This window comes from Rhodococcus sp. IEGM1428 (assembly GCF_050321865.1).
Classification (GTDB): Bacteria; Actinomycetota; Actinomycetes; order Mycobacteriales; family Mycobacteriaceae; genus Rhodococcoides.
In genome coordinates this window covers 383,503-400,745 of sequence record NZ_JBNQFW010000005.1, presented here as the reverse complement: position 1 = coordinate 400,745, position 17,243 = coordinate 383,503, and the positions used below count along the sequence as shown (strand labels likewise).

At 65.0% G+C, this 17,243-nt stretch carries 20 protein-coding genes; 3 read left to right on the top strand and 17 right to left on the bottom strand.

What is annotated here, in order from left to right:
- Positions 1 to 111: 111 nt before the first annotated feature.
- From tatB to sigE, 4 genes are all read right to left on the bottom strand, one after another.
- Positions 112 to 576 (bottom strand): Sec-independent protein translocase protein TatB, encoded by a 465-nt coding sequence (gene tatB / locus ACQR3T_RS23120; protein WP_032375925.1) that lies wholly within the window; start codon positions 574 to 576, stop codon positions 112 to 114.
- Positions 577 to 594: 18 nt separating this feature from the next.
- Entirely contained in the window at positions 595 to 2,127 is a 1,533-nt protein-coding gene (locus tag ACQR3T_RS23115) for a S1C family serine protease (RefSeq protein ID WP_428694934.1), read from the bottom strand.
- A gap of 81 nt (positions 2,128 to 2,208) precedes the next feature.
- Entirely contained in the window at positions 2,209 to 2,535 is a 327-nt protein-coding gene (locus ACQR3T_RS23110; RefSeq protein ID WP_032375948.1) for a zf-HC2 domain-containing protein, read from the bottom strand.
- 16 nt (positions 2,536 to 2,551) lie between these two features.
- Positions 2,552 to 3,178: an RNA polymerase sigma factor SigE gene (gene sigE, locus ACQR3T_RS23105; protein ID WP_052058682.1), complete on the bottom strand. Its 627-nt coding sequence runs from the start codon at positions 3,176 to 3,178 to the stop codon at positions 2,552 to 2,554.
- 239 nt (positions 3,179 to 3,417) lie between these two features.
- Here sigE and ACQR3T_RS23100 point away from each other — a divergent pair, with 239 nt between their 5' ends.
- On the top strand, positions 3,418 to 4,029 hold the full coding sequence (locus ACQR3T_RS23100; RefSeq protein WP_032375949.1) for an O-methyltransferase: 612 nt from the start codon (positions 3,418 to 3,420) through the stop codon (positions 4,027 to 4,029).
- 67 nt (positions 4,030 to 4,096) lie between these two features.
- Here ACQR3T_RS23100 and glgC read toward each other — a convergent pair whose 3' ends face one another.
- A complete protein-coding gene (gene glgC / locus ACQR3T_RS23095) occupies positions 4,097 to 5,311 on the bottom strand; it encodes a glucose-1-phosphate adenylyltransferase (RefSeq protein WP_032375927.1) in 1,215 nt (404 codons plus the stop codon).
- A gap of 76 nt (positions 5,312 to 5,387) precedes the next feature.
- Here glgC and glgA point away from each other — a divergent pair, with 76 nt between their 5' ends.
- Entirely contained in the window at positions 5,388 to 6,551 is a 1,164-nt protein-coding gene (gene glgA / locus ACQR3T_RS23090) for a glycogen synthase (RefSeq protein ID WP_094738572.1), read from the top strand.
- On the opposite strand, the gene ACQR3T_RS23085 is transcribed toward glgA, so the two are convergent.
- The 12 genes from ACQR3T_RS23085 to ACQR3T_RS23030 all read right to left on the bottom strand — a co-directional run bounded on the left by ACQR3T_RS23085 (position 6,521) and on the right by ACQR3T_RS23030 (position 16,025).
- Entirely contained in the window at positions 6,521 to 7,384 is an 864-nt protein-coding gene (locus ACQR3T_RS23085; RefSeq protein ID WP_094738571.1) for a methyltransferase domain-containing protein, read from the bottom strand. The two genes, glgA and ACQR3T_RS23085, sit on opposite strands and share 31 nt — an antisense overlap.
- A 118-nt stretch (positions 7,385 to 7,502) precedes the next feature.
- Positions 7,503 to 7,670: a DUF3117 domain-containing protein gene (locus ACQR3T_RS23080; protein ID WP_008714277.1), complete on the bottom strand. Its 168-nt coding sequence runs from the start codon at positions 7,668 to 7,670 to the stop codon at positions 7,503 to 7,505.
- Positions 7,671 to 7,766: 96 nt separating this feature from the next.
- Positions 7,767 to 8,375: a DNA-3-methyladenine glycosylase I gene (locus ACQR3T_RS23075; protein ID WP_032375930.1), complete on the bottom strand. Its 609-nt coding sequence runs from the start codon at positions 8,373 to 8,375 to the stop codon at positions 7,767 to 7,769.
- Positions 8,372 to 8,722, bottom strand: a complete 351-nt coding sequence (locus ACQR3T_RS23070; RefSeq protein WP_032375931.1) for a DivIVA domain-containing protein — start codon at positions 8,720 to 8,722, stop codon at positions 8,372 to 8,374. Before ACQR3T_RS23070 ends, ACQR3T_RS23075 begins: the two co-directional genes overlap by 4 nt.
- A gap of 31 nt (positions 8,723 to 8,753) precedes the next feature.
- Positions 8,754 to 9,683: a glucosyl-3-phosphoglycerate synthase gene (locus ACQR3T_RS23065; RefSeq protein WP_032375932.1), complete on the bottom strand. Its 930-nt coding sequence runs from the start codon at positions 9,681 to 9,683 to the stop codon at positions 8,754 to 8,756.
- A complete protein-coding gene (gene folP / locus ACQR3T_RS23060; RefSeq protein ID WP_032375933.1) occupies positions 9,680 to 10,540 on the bottom strand; it encodes a dihydropteroate synthase in 861 nt (286 codons plus the stop codon). The genes ACQR3T_RS23065 and folP overlap by 4 nt, the downstream gene beginning before the upstream one ends.
- Before the next feature lie 36 nt (positions 10,541 to 10,576).
- Entirely contained in the window at positions 10,577 to 12,352 is a 1,776-nt protein-coding gene (locus ACQR3T_RS23055) for a long-chain-acyl-CoA synthetase (RefSeq protein WP_094609682.1), read from the bottom strand.
- Positions 12,353 to 12,443: 91 nt separating this feature from the next.
- Positions 12,444 to 13,022: a TIGR00730 family Rossman fold protein gene (locus ACQR3T_RS23050; RefSeq protein WP_428694933.1), complete on the bottom strand. Its 579-nt coding sequence runs from the start codon at positions 13,020 to 13,022 to the stop codon at positions 12,444 to 12,446.
- Positions 13,019 to 13,786: a TIGR00730 family Rossman fold protein gene (locus ACQR3T_RS23045; RefSeq protein ID WP_032375935.1), complete on the bottom strand. Its 768-nt coding sequence runs from the start codon at positions 13,784 to 13,786 to the stop codon at positions 13,019 to 13,021. Before ACQR3T_RS23045 ends, ACQR3T_RS23050 begins: the two co-directional genes overlap by 4 nt.
- Before the next feature lie 10 nt (positions 13,787 to 13,796).
- A complete protein-coding gene (dapE, locus tag ACQR3T_RS23040) occupies positions 13,797 to 14,882 on the bottom strand; it encodes a succinyl-diaminopimelate desuccinylase (RefSeq protein ID WP_428694932.1) in 1,086 nt (361 codons plus the stop codon).
- Positions 14,883 to 14,892: 10 nt separating this feature from the next.
- Entirely contained in the window at positions 14,893 to 15,837 is a 945-nt protein-coding gene (locus tag ACQR3T_RS23035) for an SMP-30/gluconolactonase/LRE family protein (RefSeq protein WP_428694931.1), read from the bottom strand.
- A gap of 44 nt (positions 15,838 to 15,881) precedes the next feature.
- A complete protein-coding gene (locus ACQR3T_RS23030) occupies positions 15,882 to 16,025 on the bottom strand; it encodes a hypothetical protein (protein WP_155290847.1) in 144 nt (47 codons plus the stop codon).
- A 181-nt stretch (positions 16,026 to 16,206) separates the two neighbouring features.
- Between ACQR3T_RS23030 and dapD the strand changes: the two genes are divergently transcribed.
- Entirely contained in the window at positions 16,207 to 17,160 is a 954-nt protein-coding gene (gene dapD, locus ACQR3T_RS23025) for a 2,3,4,5-tetrahydropyridine-2,6-dicarboxylate N-succinyltransferase (RefSeq protein WP_037171561.1), read from the top strand.
- Positions 17,161 to 17,243: the final 83 nt, after the last annotated feature.

The window sequence follows — 17,243 nt, the reverse complement described above, 5'->3', positions numbered from 1 at the left end:
CGGATCAATGCGCCTTTGTTGCACTCAGAGCGACTGAATCCCACATTCATCCCGGGGCGGGAGGTCGGTACCAGCAGCCGGGGTGGCCTGGCTGGCGGGCTGAGGGTGCGTCTACGTGGCGTCGGCGTCGATCGGCGGAGTATCGCCCGCTGCGAGTTTCGGCTCGTTCTTGCTCATCGACACGGCACTCCCGGATGTACTGCCCGAGGACATGCCGTTCTGTGGCGTCGGTCCGCCGAGGTTCTTCGGCTTGGTGTCGAAAGGCTTGCCCTTGAAGGTGTCGTCCAACGGGTTCTTGAAGATCGAATCGTCGCCGTCGAGCAGGTGCTTGGTGATCACCGCACGCGGCGTCATGCCCCGGAGCTGGTTGAGGTCTGCGAGCGGTTTGCGAAGGTCCTCGAAGTCGGTACCCAGCTCGTCCTTGAGCTGCTGACTCGCGCCGTTGGCGTAGTCCTTGACCTGGCGGATGGACTTGGACACCCAGCTGATGGCACCGGGAAGGCGATCCGGACCGAGGATGACCAGAGCTGCTACGAGGAGGATTACGAGCTCTCCCCAACCGATGTTGCCGAACACGCCTGCCAGCCTACGTCGTCAGTCCGAAACCGGCGTGACGGAGACGTCCACCAGCCGTCCCGAACGGACGAGTTGCACGGGTACCGCTTGGCCGATCGTGGTCTCCTGCACCGCGACCACCAGTTCGTCCGCATCTCCGACAGTGCGGTCGCCGACCTTCGTGATGACGTCCCCTTCGACGATTCCGGCCTGCTGCGCCGGGCCGTCGGTGCGCACGTTGGCGACTTCGGCACCGGCCGAGGTGTCATTGATGACCGATCGGGCGTTGATGCCGAAGTCCGGATGTCTCATGACGCCGTCCCGGATCAAGCTCTGTGCCACCTCGGTGACCTCGTCGACCGGAATCGCGAAGCCCAAGCCGACCGATCCGCCGCTCTCGCTTCGGATCGCCGAGTTGATGCCGATGACGCGGCCCTCGAAGTCGATGAGCGGGCCGCCGGAGTTACCGGGGTTGATAGCGGCGTCGGTCTGTACGGCATCGATGACCGCATCGGTGTCGGTGCCCTCCCCCGACAGCGCGACGGGACGGTCGAGCGCGCTGACGATGCCGGAGGTGACCGTCTTGTTCAATCCCAGGGGCGAGCCGACGGCGATGACGTCCTGGCCGACGCGAACGTCGCCGGAACTACCGAGCTGGGCCTCGGTGAGGTTGCCGACTTCGGTCTTGAGGACGGCGAGGTCGGTCTTGGTGTCGCGGCCGACGATGCGGCCGGGCACCTTGGTGCCGTCGGAGAAGGTGACTTCGAGTGTCGAGTTGTCCGGGTCGGATGCGGCAAGGGAGATCACGTGGTTGTTCGTCACGATGTAGCCGTCACCGCTGATCACGACGCCCGAGCCGGTGCCCCCGGTCTCCCCGAGCGTCACCTGGATCGACACGACGGACGGCAGGACCGCGTCGGCGACCTTGCTGATCTGCCCGCGCGGGATGTCGTCACCGCTGGACTGGGTCAGTGTCACTTTCTGGCTGGTCAGTGCGCCGGTCACCTCGGCGGTCAGGCGACCGAACAGGCCACCGACCAAGCCGATGACGAGTGCGAGGACACCGAGTACGACGAGAGCTCGGACCGATACCGACCGTCCGAACAACACGTCGCGGACGCCGAGTTTGGTTCCGGGAGGAAGCACAGGAGGTGGTGGAGCATCGACCGCTGCGCTGCCGAGAGATACCCGGGACGCGGGATCACGCCACGGATCGGCCGGCTCCGACGCGGCGGTGTCGCCGTCGTCGTGGGCGTCGGGATCACGCTGGAGCGATTCCTGAGCATCGTCCGGACGTCCGAATGCCTCGGCGAGGATCGGATCGGGTGGTCGAACGGACACACGCGACGGCAATTGCTCGCCGGGGCGGCGCGGTGAGAACGAGCCGTCGACGTCCTCGGGACGTCCGAACACCGAAGCCGACACCGGATCGACGGAGGGCCGATACACCGGACGCGGTGGCAACCGTGGACCTTCCGGACCGTTCTGCGCGGCCTCGAAATCCGACGGGTCGGTTCCTGCGGTCTCGGTGCTGGTCGAATTCGAAGTCACGCGTCCGGTTACCCCTCGCATACGTCGGTGTGAGAGTTCAGTATCACTCGAGCGGTCGGCTCGGCTCGATGCAGGTGAGGAGTCGGGCAGATCTCGATGTCGTCAGCGTCGGCGGCGACGCACAGCGGCGACGGACGACATGAAGGTTCGCTTGGTGTGGGCCGGCCGATCCTCGCCGGCGCACGACGGGATCTGGCTGAGCAGGCCGAGCAGAGAGTGCGGCATCGACATCTCACCCGCCCCGCGCAACGCTTTGCGCGCTTGCTGCTGGGCCTCGACCTCGGCCGCGCATTCCGGGCATTCGGCGAGGTGGTGGGCAGCACGAAGGTACGCGGGCATCCGCAATTCGCCGTCGACGTATGCCGCAACGGCCTCACTGGCCAGATGTTCGGTGGAGCTGAACTGCCGGGGCTTGCGCGCCTGCGTCATCCAACCCTCCTCGTAGCTAGTGGACACTTGCGTGACCGGAGTCGACCTTCCCGTGCACTCGAAGGTACTCGCGTAGCGCCTGGCGTCCACGGTGAATGCGACTGCGGACCGTTCCGAGCTTGACGCCCAGTGTCGCACCGATCTCCTCGTACGACAGTCCTTCGATGTCGCACAGCACAATTGCGGCGCGGAACTCGGGTGCCAGCGAGTCGAGCGCAGACTGCAGATCGGGGTCGAGCCGCGCGTCGTGGTAGATCTGCTCGGGGTTGGGCCGGTCGGAGGGGACGCGGTCGTAGTCCTCGGGCAGTGCTTCCATGCGGATGCGGCTACGGCGACGGACCATGTCCAGGAACAGGTTCGTGGTGATGCGGTGCAGCCAGCCCTCGAAGGTGCCGGGCTGGTAGTTGGACAGGGAGCGGAACACCCGGATGAACGTGTCCTGAGTCAGGTCTTCGGCATCCTGAGCGTTGCCGGACAGGCGGTATGCCAGTCGGTAGACGCGGTCGCCGTGCTCGCGAACCAGCTCGTCCCAGGACGGCATGGTGGAGTCCTCGCCGGTCGCATCGAAAACTGCGGTTCCGCTGAGGTCCTCGGGCGCGGGTACTGACTCGGGTAGACGCGCGGTGTCGCGATCGCCGTTGATCTTGTAAATAGCTGGATCCTCCTGCTCAGGACTGCGTACGTCCTTCTGACTCAACCGACGACTACCCTCGGATGTTCCAGCTCACACTTCGCAATCGAGACGGACCTTCGATTCCTCCATAGCCTGACCGACCCGCGTGTGGGTCCGGTATGAATCACCTGAGGCGCACCTGAGAATGTGTGCGTGAGATCGAGCCTCCGGCACGATAACCTCGGGGCGTGCCGACCAACGCCGAGAAGATGCTCGCCTACGCCGAAGACTCCGCTCAGGAGGACGAGGTTCTCATCGCAGCCAGAGAGCGCGCCATCGACCTCGGTGCCGCCCCGGTACCGCCGTCGGTCGGGGCGATTCTGAGTATCTTCACCCAGATGCTCGGGGCCAAGACGGTCGTAGAGATCGGAACGGGCGCAGGAATCAGCGGCCTGTGGCTGCTCGACGGGATGCGTGCCGATGGCGTTCTCACCACGATCGACACCGAGCCGGAGCACCAGCGCGCAGCCCGAGAAGCGTTCCGCGCCGGAGGAATTGCACCCTCACGCACCCGGTTGATCAACGGCTGGGCACTGGACGTGCTCCCCCGACTGGCCGACGACACCTACGATCTGGTGTTCATCGACGCGAGTCCCGCAGACCATCCACATTTCGTTGCCGAGAGCGTTCGACTGCTCCGCCCCGGTGGAGTTCTGGTGCTGCACAACGCGTTGCTCGGTGGTCGAGTCGCCGATCCCACTCAGCGCGACGCCACAGCAGTGGCCGTTCGATCCGCAGCGCGAGCGATCGCCGAGGACGAACGGCTCACGACGGTACTGCTGCCCCTCGGCGACGGTTTGATCTGCGCGTCGAGAGCGTGAGTGCGCTCCGCGCAGTGGTGCGGTTATGGGCCCTCTGCGGCACCTAACCGCACCACTGCCGCAGGCTCTAGATCCAGACGCCCTTACCGACCGATACCACTCCCCCGGCGCTGACGTTGAAGCGTTCACGATCGCGTTCGTGGTCCACACCGACGATCTCCCCGTCGCCCACGACGACGTTCTTGTCCAGGATCGCGTGGCGCACGACGGCACCCTTGCCGATCCGGACGCCGGGCATCAGGACACTGCCCTCGACCGTCGCGCCGCTGTCGATCATCACGTTGGAGCTGAGCACCGAGTTCCGCACGGTGGCGGCCGACAGGATGCAGCCGGCACCGACCACCGACTCCTGAGCCAAGCCGCCCTGAACGAATTTCGCGGGCGGCAGGTTCTCGGCCGATCCGCGGATGGGCCAGCGGCGGTTGTACAGATTGAAGATGGGGTGCACCGACACCAGGTCCATGTGGGCGTCGTAGAAGGCGTCGATGGTGCCCACGTCTCGCCAATAGCCGCGATCGCGTTCGGTGGCACCGGGCACGACGTTGTCGTTGAAGTCGTAGACCGACGCGACGCCTGCTTCGACGAGCGCCGGAATGATGTCGCCGCCCATGTCGTGGTCGGAGTCGGTGTTCTCGGAGTCGGCCTTGATGGCGTCGACGAGCACCTTGGTGGTGAACACGTAGTTGCCCATGGAGGCGTACGTGACGTCGGGGTCGTCCGGAGTTCCCGGCGGCTGCGCAGGCTTCTCGAGGAACTGGGTGATCTTGCCGTCGGCGTCGGAGTCGATGCAGCCGAACGCGAATGCCTCGCTGCGCGGAACCCTGATCCCGGCGACGGTCACGCCCGCACCGGAGTCGATGTGCTGCTGCACCATCTGCTCCGGGTCCATCCGATACACGTGGTCGGCTCCGAAGACCACGATGTACTCGGGGTCTTCGTCGTACACCAGGTTCAGTGACTGGAAGATGGCGTCGGCGCTGCCGGTGTACCACCGGGGCCCGAGTCGCTGCTGCGCCGGCACCGGAGTGATGTACTCCCCGGCGAATCCGGACAGCCGCCACGTCTGCGAGATGTGGCGGTCCAGTGAATGGGACTTGTACTGGGTGAGCACGCAGAGCCGGAGGTAACCGGCGTTGACGAGATTGCTCAGCACGAAGTCGATGAGTCGGTAGGCGCCCCCGAAGGGAACGGCCGGCTTGGCTCGGTCGGCGGTCATCGGGTAAAGACGTTTACCCTCACCGCCGGCAAGCACGATCCCTAGTACGTGCGGTTGTGTCCTCACCCACTCAACCTATCCGCACCGAGAGAACCTTGCGAGCAGTACACGCACAACTGCTGGGGAATGTAGGTTCGTTCACGTGCGCGTAGCAATGATGACCAAGGAATATCCCCCGGAGATCTACGGTGGCGCAGGAGTTCATGTCACCGAGTTGTCCGCGCAGCTGAAGTCGCTGTGCGACGTGGACATCCACTGTATGGGCGCGCCCCGCGACACTGCGCAGGTGCACGACCCGGATCCCGCTCTCGCCGGAGCCAACGCTGCGTTGACGACGTTGTCGGCCGAGCTGCGAATGGCGAACGCGGCCTCGGGCGCAGACGTAGTGCATTCACACACCTGGTACACCGGGCTCGCGGGCCACCTCGCGGCCGAGCTGTACGACGTTCCCCATATCCTCACCGCGCACTCGCTCGAGCCGCGTCGGCCGTGGAAGGCCGAACAGCTCGGCGGCGGATACCGCATCTCGTCGTGGTCCGAGCGCAACGCCGTGGAATACGCCGACGCCGTCATCGCCGTCAGCGAGGGCATGGCCAAAGATGTGCTCGACGCCTATCCGCGACTCGACAAGAGCCGGGTTCACGTGGTGCGCAACGGAATCGACACCGAGCGCTGGTTCGCCGATCACGGCACCTCGACGCTGGACGAGATCGGCGTCGATCGAAGCAAGCCGATCGTCGCCTTCGTCGGGCGCATCACCCGGCAGAAGGGCGTCGGGCACCTGATCGCGGCCGCCCACCATTTCGATCCGTCCATCCAGCTCGTTCTGTGCGCAGGCGCGCCCGATACACCCGAGATCGCTGCGGAAACCGAGCGTGCGGTGGCACTTCTCGCCGAACAGCGCGGCGGCGTGTTCTGGGTCAAGGACATGCTTCCCACCGACAAGATCCGCGAAATACTCACTGCAGCAGCAGTATTCGTGTGCCCGTCGGTATACGAGCCGCTCGGCATCGTCAATCTCGAAGCGATGGCCTGCGAAACCGCCGTTGTCGCATCGGACGTCGGCGGTATCCCCGAGGTGGTCGACGACGGCCGCACCGGACGCCTGGTGCACTACAACTCCTACGAACCCGACGCATTCGAGCGGAATCTGGCCGACACCGTCAACGCAGTCGCCCTCGACCCCACACTCGCGACGGCAATGGGCAAGGCAGGACGCGAGCGCGCCGTCGCCGAGTTCTCGTGGGCGTCGATCGCGCAGCAGACCCTCGCCGTCTACGACGCAGCGTTGGCGCGGCGGCGATAGGTCGACACTGTCACCGACGCGGTGACCTCGATGCCGTCCGGTAGCTGCGCCAGCGCTGCGGACCGCGACTCGGGGTCACCGTGCCGCGCCGACGGGCCCATTCCGATCAATGTCTCGATGTCGTGGTGCGAGAGCATCATCGAGTACTCGAGCGGGGATTCTGCCACCGGCTCGAACAAGCCGGACAGCGATTCACCGAGCCTGCGCGTCTTGTTCTCTTCGACGCCGATGAGGCCCAGCGGGCCCCGCAGCTCGTGCTGATGACGCGCTGTGGGTGTCACGACCACCAGCACGCCATCGGGTACGAGAACTCGGCTGAACTCGGCGGCGTTGCGCGGAGAGAACACACACGTCACTGCGGACGCGGTTTCCGTTCGCACCGGTAGGCCACTCCAGATGTCCGCGACCACGGACCCCAGACGAACGTGAGATCGCGCAGCACGGCGCGCAGCGAACTTCGACACGTCGACGCCTACGCCCCTGGCGTCGGGACGGGCGTCGAGCACAGCTGCGAGATAGTGACCGGTACCGACCCCGACGTCGAGTACCACTTCGCTGTTCGACGGAACGGCAGCCGAGACCGCTGCTGCGATCGGGTCGAAATGGCCCTTCCCCAGGAACGTGTCGCGAGCGGCGATCATCTCCGCCGAGTCACCGGTGAACTTGCCACCGTCTCCGGTCGACAAACTGACGTAGCCCTGACGAGCCACGTCGAACGAATGTCCTCGATCGCACAACAGCGTCCGATCGGTATCGCCGAAGTCCATGCCGGATTCGACGTCGCGCGCCCGGCATTGCGGACACAGCAGCAGATCGACGACATCGGTCAGCATCGAGCACCTCTCTCACACCGGAACGAACGCCCCTCGCCACAACACTCGTCGCCACAACACAAAGCCCCGCTTGCCGGTACGGCGAGCGGGGCTGAGCGACGAGCGATCGACGTGACTATCAGCCGGTGACACCCTTCAATTCGTCTCCGAGTGCCGCGGCCTCGTCGGGGGTCAATTCGACGACCAATCGGCCGCCCCCCTCGAGCGGGACACGCATGACGATTCCTCGTCCCTCTTTGGTTGCTTCGAGGGGACCGTCCCCGGTCCGGGGCTTCATCGCCGCCATCCTCTGCTCCCTCCAGATCTGCGCCCATCAGCACGGCGCCTCGGCCTAAAAGATAAATTTCGTCGCGGGGCGACGGGTGTTGAGTCCTATTCTTCCCTATCGACCTCGATACCGGGAATCGGAGTCGGTATTCGTGACCTGCACACAACACCCCGACAGGTGATCGTCGACCATTCCGGTGGCCTGCATCAAGGCATAGGCGGTTGTCGGACCGACGAACCGCAGCCCCCGACGCTTGAGCTCCTTGGCCAGAGCCTTCGACTCGGAGGTCGAGGCAGGCACGTCGGAGGACTCCGTCAGCCGCCCCGGCCTGGGTTCGGGCGCAAAGGACCAGAGCAGGGTGTCGAGGTCGGTGTCGTTCAACTCGACGATGACCCGAGCATTGTTCACCGCAGCGTCGATCTTGAGGCGATTACGCACGATCGACGCGTCGTTCATCAACCGTTCGACATCAGCGGTGCCGAACCGGGCCACTCGTTCCGGGTCGAAACCGGCGAATGCGCTCCGGAAACTCTCGCGCTTGCGCAGGATCGTGATCCACGCCAGGCCGGACTGGAACGCCTCGAGACACAGCCGTTCGTACAGCTCGTTTCGCCCGTGAAGAGGCTGCCCCCACTCGGTGTCGTGGTAATCCCGATACAGCTCGTCGTCGGTGGCACCCCACGGGCAGCGCAGCCTGCCGTCCGGTCCGGCGACAGCGCTCACCGCTCGCCCGGTTCGGTCGTGCCCGGCTCGTGGTCTATAGCGGGCCTGAACCCCAACTGTGCACCGGCCTCCGCTGCGGACAACCGCGACCGAAGCATGTCGATTTCGCCGCCGAGCCGTTCGAGTGCCCAATCGACCTCGCTCGGCTTGTACCCCCGCACGGTCTGCTGGAACTTCAGCGCGCGCACGTCGGTACCGGTGACGCCCTCCGCGGGCAGCACGGTCGCGGTGGTTCCCTCGGGCAGTGGGCCCAGTTCCTCACCGCGACCGAACACCGTCGACGCCACGAAGAACAACGCAGCAGCGACGACAGCAATGACGACGACGTAGATCAGCAGCGTCAACATGCCACGATCTTGTCACGCCCGCCCGACACGACTACTTCAGCGAGTTCATCGCCGGTCGATCCATCAGCGACACCTCGGTCGAGAACGGCTCGAAGGAATCACCGTCCACCCGGAACTGCATCAACCCGGCACCGGAATCGACCATGCCGCACCGGTTCAGCATCGTTCCGACGATCTGCCGACTCATCGCCCCGAGCTCTACCAGCGGACGGTTACGGTGCTTGCGCACACCGAGATTCACCTGACCGATCGCCTGCAGACCGAGCCTGTCGTACGTATCGAGCAGCAGCCCTATCTCCACTCCGTAGCCGGGCGCGAACGGCACCGCGGACAGCAGCTCGCGAGTACCCGCGTATTCCCCGCCGAGCGGCTGAATGACGCCCGTCAACTCCGGTCGCAGTGCAGCGAGCAGTGGCCTGGCCACGAGCTCGGTGACTCGGCCACCGCCGTTGGCGTCCTCGGTGCCGCTGACCCGCAGCGGACGGCGGTAGTAGCCCTTGACGAGGTGGATACCGTCGCCCATCAGCAGCGGTCCGAGCAATTTCGGTACGAACGCCGGATCGGGATTGATCAGATCGGAGTCGACGAAGGCGATGAGATCACCGGTCGACGCCGCGACCGATCGCCACAGCACCTCACCCTTGCCCGGCACCGGGTCGATTCCGGGGACCGCTTCCTCGCGGCTGATGACTCGCGCGCCTGCCGCCGTCGCGCGGACGGCTGTTTCGTCGGTCGAACCGGAGTCCAACACGATCAGCTCGTCGACGAGTCCCCCGAGCAGGGGATGAATCGTGTCGATGACCGCGGCCACGGTCTGTTCCTCGTTCAGCGCCGGGAGTACCACCGACACCGTCCGGCCCGCCTTCGCGGCTTCCAGTTCGGCGATCGTCCAGTCGGGGACGTCCCAGCTGTTGGTCTCGGACCATGCCATGGTCACGTCCGTTCGATCCGCAAGTGTCATGCCAGACCCCTGACCGTCCGCGCCGGGGTTCGGAGCCCCTGGATCGCTGCCACCATGTCTACGACTCTTCTGGTCGACGCAACCTCGTGCACCCGGAACATTCGGGCTCCGCCTGCTGCGGCCAATGCTGTCGCTGCCAATGTTCCCTCCAACCGGTCGACGAGCTCTACCCCTAGAGTCTCGCCTACGAAGTCCTTGTTGCTCAGCGCCATGAGCACAGGCCACCCGGTGTTTACAAGATCGTCCACGCGCCGCAACAACTCGAGCCCGTGATAGGTGTTTTTCCCGAAATCGTGCGTCGGATCGATCAATATCGAATCTTTTTTCACCCCCTCGGCGACAGCATTCTCGGCGGCTGCGGTGACTTCCGCGATCACGTCCGCCACCACATCGGCATACCGAACCCGATACGGACGCGTCCGGGGCACGGCACCACCGGTGTGCGAACAGACGATGCCGACACCCTCGGCCGCCGCGACGCGCACCAACTCGGGGTCTGCTCCGGCCCAGGTGTCGTTGATCAGATCCGCGCCCACGCCGCAGGCCAACCTGGCGACTTCGCTACGCCAGGTGTCGACACTGATCAGCAGCTCGGGATACGCACCCCGAATGGCCTCGACGAACGGAACGACGCGTCGGATCTCCTCCTCGGCGTCGACGATGTCGCCCGGACCGGCCTTCACACCGCCGATGTCGACCATGTCGGCACCCTCGGCGACTGCCCGGTGCACCGACGCCATCGCGGCATCGTCGGTGAAATTCGCACCCCCGTCGTAGAACGAATCGGGGGTGCGATTGACGATGGCCATCACCAAAGCGCGGTCGTCGGCAACCGGTTTGCCGCAGAGGGTGCTCATGAAATCAATAGTGACACGCGCGCATCTTTCGGGTGCTCAGCCTTTGGGAGCCTTACCTGCGGCGACCTCGTCGACGTACCCGTCGTACGCCTTTTCGTAGCCACCGGACTTGCCGCGCAGTACGTACAGATCGCTGGCACTGTCTTCCTCGTACCCGAGCTTGCGTAGGGCTACCTTCTGGCTCTTGAACGTCGACGTCTGCTCCAGGCTGTCCACGACACGCACGAACAGCGGCACCGCGTAGCTCGGCAGCTTGTCGTAGAGGTGCTCGGCGACCGATTTGCCGTCGAAGGTTTCGCCTTCGCGAAGCGTGACCGCCGCCATGCCGGCCTTGCCGTCGGTTCCGTCGATATCGACGCCGTACACGACGGCACCGTCGACCGAGGAGTGTCCGCCGAGGGCACCTTCGACCTGGGTGGTGGCCACGTTCTCGCCCTTCCAGCGGAAGGTGTCACCGAGGCGATCCACGAACGCGACGTGCATCCAGCCCTGCTTGCGGACCAGGTCGCCGGTGTCGAACCAGGCGTCACCGTCCTTGAAGCCGTCGCGCACCATCTTCTTCTCGGTGGCTTTGTCGTCGGAATAGCCGTCGAACGGTGCCCGGTCGGTGATCTTGGACAGCAGCAATCCGATCTCCCCGTTGCCGACCTTGCGGAGCTTGCCGTCCTGACCGCGCTTGGCCTTGCCGGATTCCTCGTCGTACTGCACGACGGCGTACGGCAGAGGGCAGATTCCCGCGGTCTTCTTCATGTTCAGAGCGTTGATGAACGCGATGTTGCACTCGCTGGCACCGTAGAACTCGGCGACGCGGGAGATACCGAATCGCTCGGTGAACTCTTCCCAGATCTCCGGACGGAGGCCGTTGCCGACGATCAACTTGACCGAGTTGTCGCGATCGGAACTCTTCTTCGGCTGCGTCAGCAGGTAACGGCACAGCTCACCGATGTAGGTGAACGCGGTGGCCTTGTTGACCCGGATGTCGTCCCAGAAATTGCTCACCGAGAACTGCTTGCCGATGGCCATGGTGGCTCCGCCGGCGAGCACCGAGGACAGCGTCACCGTCAGTGCGTTGTTGTGGTACAGCGGCAGGCAGCAGTAGATGACGTCGTTGCTGCGCAACCGGACACCCATGTTGCCCAGCCCGGACATCGACTTGAGCCAGCGGAAATGGCTCATCAGGCTGGCTTTCGGCATGCCGGTGGTGCCCGAGGTGAAGATGTAGAACGCCTTCTCCTTGGCCTGGATCTCTGCGGTGACCTTCGGGTTGGCCGTGGACGCCGTTGCGGCCAGCTCGGCCAGCTTCTTCAGTGGCAGCACCGCTCCCACCTTCGGCTCCGCGTCGAGCGAATCGAGAGCTTCCTGCGCGTTCTCGTCCAGTACCAGGACCTTCGCGTCGAGAATCCCGAGGCTGTGCTCGAGCACATCGCCGCGCTGGTTGTAGTTCAGCATGCCTGCGGTGGCACCGAGCTTGACGGCAGCGAGCGCGGCGAACAGCGCCTCCGGACGGTTCTTGCTCAGCACGCCGACGACGTCACCGCGCTGTACACCGTGGTCGGCGAACACTGCGGCGTACTGGTTGACCAGCTCGTTGGCGTCCTTGTACGAGGTCGACTCACCCTCGAACCGCACGAACGGGCGGCTGCTGTTCTTGGCAGCGGCCTCCTGAAAGATCAGGCCGATCGACACCTTGTGATCGGGCTTGCGAGTGAATCCCGCCAGACCCTTGAGCAGGCTCGGCACCTCCGTCACCATTTTCGGCAACGCGACCGCGAGGTCGGTCACTCCAATTTTCTGACGGGCATCGACAGCCATGAACTCCCCTTTGAGACGGTGTGAGATTTCTTACCCTACTTGAGGGTAACAAGTTTGAGCATCTCACTCCGCGGGCAAGGTTCGTGACCTGTCACAACGTTGCGCACGCATCCAGCGCCGATTCGACCGTCGTCGTCCTGACCAGTGCGTCGAGTGCTCGCTGTTGCACGAATCCGGTCGACCGGAGACCGTCGATCCACTGCATCATCCCGTCGAAATGGCCGAACGGATCGAGCATCACCATCGGCTTGCTGTGCATGCCCAGGTAGCCCGCAGTCCACGTCTCGAACAGTTCCTCGAGCGTTCCGATACCGCCGGGCAACGTGATGAACGCGTCGGCGCGATCCTCCATGATCTTCTTGCGCTCGCGCATCGTGCCGGTGACGATCAGCTCATCGGCGTCGACGTCAGCGACCTCGCGGTGCACGAGTGCCTTCGGGATGACGCCGACGGTGTTCCCGCCTGCCGCTCGCGTCGCCGCGGCCACCGCGCCCATCATCGAGACGTTGCCACCGCCCGAGACGAGTTGCCAGCCACGTCGGCCGATCTCGGTTCCGACGTCTCGAGCGAGTTCGATGAACGAGGAGTCGACGGGACCCGACGCGCAGTAGACGCAGACACTGAGCGTGTGTCCCCCAGTTGCCGGGTTGCTCGCTACCGAATTGTTCACTGCTGGGCCTCGCGGACGATGCGGACGGCCTCGTCGACGCTGTCGGTGCAGTGGATGAGGTCGAGGTCCTTCTCGGACACCTTGCCTTCTTTCACGAGAGTCGTCTTGATCCAATCGAGCAGTCCCGACCAGAAGTCTTTGCCCAACAACACGATCGGGAACTTCGTGACCTTTGCGGTCTGCACCAGGGTCAGCGCCTCGAACAGTTCGTCGAGGGTACCGAAGCCACCGGGCAGGCATACGAACGCCTGGGAGTACTTGACGAACATGGTCTTGCGAACGAAGAAGTATCGAAAGTTGACGCCCAGATCGACCCACTCGTTGAGTCCTTGCTCGAACGGCAATTCGATGCCCAACCCGATCGAGTAGCCGTCGGCCTCGCTCGCACCGCGGTTGGCACCTTCCATCACACCCGGTCCGCCGCCGGTGATGACGGCGAAGCCCTCCTCGGCGAGGGCGGCTCCGAGCTGCCGGGCTCGGGCGTACTCGGGATGGTCGACGGGGGTGCGGGCAGACCCGAACACCGTCACGGCTTTCGGTACCTCGGCGAGCGCGCCGAATCCCTCGACGAACTCGCTCTGGATGCGCAGCACTCGCCAGGTATCAGAGTGAATCCAGTTGCCCGGTCCTCGCTCGTCGAGCAGGCGTTGATCGGAGGTGGACGTCTCCGTGTTTCGGCCACGCCGGAGTACTACGGATCCCTTGTGTCTGGCCGGCTTCTCGGTGTGTCCCTCGAAACCGCCTGGGTCCTGGTCGCTGTTCATGCCGTTCAGGCTATCCGGCAGAGAGGTAGCTCCGGAGAACCTGTGTGACGTGGCTGATCTGCTCGACGGGGACGCGTTCGTCCCGCTTGTGGGCGAGGTTGGGATCGCCGGGCCCGTAATTGACCGCCGGGATGCCGAGGGCCGAGAACCGAGATACGTCGGTCCAGCCGTATTTCGCCCGAAACTGCCCGCCCGCGGCCTCGATCAGCGCAGCCGCCGCGGGCTGGTTCAGACCGGGGAGGGCACCCGGTGACGAGTCGGTGACCTCGAAGCCGAGATCGAGCCCGTCGACCACCTCACGAACATGCTCGACGGCCTCGGTGACACTGCGATCCGGCGCGAACCGGAAATTCACGTCCAGTTCGGCGGCGTCGGGAACGACATTTCCCGCAACGCCACCGGAGATCCGAACTGCTTGCAGCCCTTCGCGATACACACAGCCGTCGATGTCGACGGAGCGAGCCCGATAGGCAGCGAGCCGGTTGAGTACGGCACCGAACTTGTGAATTGCGTTGTCTCCCAGCCAGGAACGGGCACTGTGTGCCCGCGTTCCCGACGCCGTGAGCCGGACCCGCAGTGTCCCTTGACACCCCGCCTCGATGAAACCGCCGGACGGTTCACCGAGAATGGCGACGTCGGCCTCGAGCCACTGCGGCAGTTCTCGCTCGATGCGGCCGAGTCCGTTTCGCGAGGCCGCGATCTCCTCGCAGTCGTAGAACACCAGAGTCAGGTCGTGCGCGGGGTTGTCGATGGTCGCCGCGAGATGCAGGAAGACGGCGTCCCCCGACTTCATGTCGACGGTTCCGCACCCGTGCAGGATGTCGCCCTCGGCACTGTCGTGTTCCCGCCTCGACGGCACGTTGTCGGCGATGGGCACCGTGTCGAGATGGCCGGCCAGCATCACCCGCGATCCGAGCCCGCGGTTGGTTCTGGCCAGAACGGCGTTGCCGCTCCGAATGATCTCGAAGCCAGTGGTCTGCTCGCGGAGCGCCTGCTCCACCTCGTCGGCGATGCGCGATTCGTCCTCACTGACACTGGGGATGTCCACCAGTGCAGCGGTCAGATCTATCGGGTCGGCATGAAGTTCGAGCGTCACGCCGACAACCCTAGGCTTTGGGTCCCGGAATCTCGCGGACCACGCCGTCGAAGCCTGCACCGAACAATCGTCCGCTCGAAAAACCCTGTTCGGAGCGACCGTAAGCGACAACGCTCGTCAACCGGGTACCGGTGCCGATCACGCAGGTGGCCCCCGGCGCATCGATGCGGACGACGGATCCGCCGGCATTGAGCGGCACCACGGGGCGTCCGGCGGAATCGAGAGTCAGTCCGTCCGGCGCCGCGAAGGAGCCCAGTCCCGACAGGTCGAGCAGGCTCTCCGGTGCCGACGGGTTGGCGATCGGAATTCGGCTGACCCCAGGGTTCACGAATGTTCGCGAGACGTACAGATACTGATCAGCGGCGTCGAGGACAGCGCCGTTGGCGCTCGGAAAGCGAGCCCAATCCGGGTCGACGGAACCGTCGGGACCGATCCGACCGATGAGCGAGCCGAAGTCGTTGGTGGCGTACACAGTTCCGTCGGCAGCGACAGCGAGTCCGTTGGCAGCACTCAGGCCGGTCGCAAACGGGGTGACGGCAAGCGAGTTCACGTCGAGTCGAACGATGCCGGCCGCCTTGACGAGGTCGCCGACGAAGACGCGAGGGTCGGCCCCGTAGCCGACCAGGAGTGTGCCGTCGGGCATCCAGGCCAGAGCTCCGCCGCCGCCGCTCGGAACCTTCGCGATGGGATACGCGGCCCGGCCCGGCGCGTCGATGCGGTACACCCGGCCGGAGACGATGTCGGTGACGTAGGCGCGGCCCGACGCGTCGACGGCCAGGCCTTCGAGAGCTGCCCCGGGAATTCTCGTGACCACGGCCGACGAACCGCCGGCTCCGGCGCAGTTGGGATCGGCGGCAGCGGTGCCCGAACCGACAACGGCGCTGCTCACGGCGATCAGCGCAGCAGCGATCACCGTTACTGCCGAACGCGTGCGTGTGGACTTGCTCGAACTCATGACGCCCCCAGACTCGGCGACCCCCTGTCAGCCGATGGGCATGTCTACCACGCGCCTGCGACAACCAAACCGAGGGCGACTCCGAGGACGATCGTCGTGGCCAGCGTCGTCACCAATCCGGTGAAAGAGACGCCGTCCGCCACCACCGTGGCGGCTCCACGGCTGCGCGAGCCGATGCGGGTGGTCATCGGAGAAACTCTGTCAGCTCCCCCGCCCTCTACCCGTCCACCCGCATCCCGATGCGATCACACTCGACAGTCGAATCGGTAACGAACCGACGCGGCATCGGGATCGGATTCCGGAAACAGTCCGCGTACCCGCGATGACGGGTGAACCCGCGCACGAAACCCACCGCGTATTCTTCCTGCCGTGAGCGCACAGGGAGCATCAGCAGTAGGTATTGCCAACATCACGACGTCGGGTGTCGTTCTCGACACCTGGTTTCCGAGCCCCGAGCTCGGGTCGGGCTTCGAGACCGGCACCACTCGACTCGAGGGATCCGAGATCCCGGAGGAGTTCGCTTCTCTCGTCGGACCGGACGACGCGCGCGGTGTTGAGGTCGTTGCGGTTCGCACCAGCATCGCCTCCCTCGACGACGCCCCGATCGACGCGCACGATGCGTATCTGCGACTGCATCTGCTCTCGCACCGGCTGGTTCAGCCGCACGGGCAGAACCTCGACGGAGTATTCGGTCTGCTCGCCAACGTCGTATGGACCAACTTCGGCCCCGCAGCGGTCGACGGCTTCGAAACGGTGCGCGCGAAGCTTCGCGCACGCGGGCACGTGACGGTGTACGGCGTCGACAAGTTCCCGCGTCTGGTCGACTACGTCGTTCCCACCGGAGTTCGCATCGCCGACGCCGACCGCGTGCGCCTCGGTGCTCATCTGGCCAGTGGAACGACGGTCATGCACGAGGGCTTCGTCAACTTCAACGCAGGCACGCTCGGCAACTCGATGGTCGAGGGGCGCATCTCGGCAGGCGTTGTTGTGGGCGACGGTTCCGACGTCGGCGGCGGCGCGTCCATCATGGGCACACTCTCCGGCGGCGGCAAGAACGTCATCTCTGTCGGGAAGAGTTGCCTGCTCGGTGCCAACTCCGGACTCGGTATCTCTCTCGGTGACGATTGCGTCGTCGAGGCGGGGCTCTACATCACCGCGGGCACGAAGGTCAGCGGACCGGATGGAACTGTGGTGAAGGCGGCGACTCTGACCGGGAAGTCCAACCTACTGTTCCGTCGCAACTCGCTCTCGGGTGCGGTCGAGGTGGTGCCGTGGAAGGGCACCGGCGTCGAACTGAACGCAGTGTTGCACGCCAACGACTGAGAGCTACGTTCTCGAATTAGCTTTACGGCCAACCTCTTCCAGCCCCGCACCGTGTTCTCGGTGCGGGGCTGGATTGCTTGTAT

Excerpts from the sequence above, each read along its gene's own strand:
- ACQR3T_RS23115 (WP_428694934.1), bottom strand. The coding sequence starts at position 2,127 with ATGCGAGGGGTAACCGGACGCGTGACTTCGAATTCGACCAGCACCGAG.
- ACQR3T_RS23110 (WP_032375948.1), bottom strand. The coding sequence starts at position 2,535 with ATGACGCAGGCGCGCAAGCCCCGGCAGTTCAGCTCCACCGAACATCTG.
- ACQR3T_RS23100 (WP_032375949.1), top strand. The coding sequence starts at position 3,418 with ATGCTCGCCTACGCCGAAGACTCCGCTCAGGAGGACGAGGTTCTCATC.
- ACQR3T_RS23085 (WP_094738571.1), bottom strand. The coding sequence starts at position 7,384 with ATGCTGACCGATGTCGTCGATCTGCTGCTGTGTCCGCAATGCCGGGCG.
- ACQR3T_RS23080 (WP_008714277.1), bottom strand. The coding sequence starts at position 7,670 with ATGGCGGCGATGAAGCCCCGGACCGGGGACGGTCCCCTCGAAGCAACC.
- ACQR3T_RS23070 (WP_032375931.1), bottom strand. The coding sequence starts at position 8,722 with ATGTTGACGCTGCTGATCTACGTCGTCGTCATTGCTGTCGTCGCTGCT.
- ACQR3T_RS23065 (WP_032375932.1), bottom strand. The coding sequence starts at position 9,683 with ATGACACTTGCGGATCGAACGGACGTGACCATGGCATGGTCCGAGACC.
- folP (WP_032375933.1), bottom strand. The coding sequence starts at position 10,540 with ATGAGCACCCTCTGCGGCAAACCGGTTGCCGACGACCGCGCTTTGGTG.
- ACQR3T_RS23055 (WP_094609682.1), bottom strand. The coding sequence starts at position 12,352 with ATGGCTGTCGATGCCCGTCAGAAAATTGGAGTGACCGACCTCGCGGTC.
- ACQR3T_RS23045 (WP_032375935.1), bottom strand. The coding sequence starts at position 13,786 with ATGAACAGCGACCAGGACCCAGGCGGTTTCGAGGGACACACCGAGAAG.
- ACQR3T_RS23035 (WP_428694931.1), bottom strand. The coding sequence starts at position 15,837 with ATGAGTTCGAGCAAGTCCACACGCACGCGTTCGGCAGTAACGGTGATC.
- ACQR3T_RS23030 (WP_155290847.1), bottom strand. The coding sequence starts at position 16,025 with ATGACCACCCGCATCGGCTCGCGCAGCCGTGGAGCCGCCACGGTGGTG.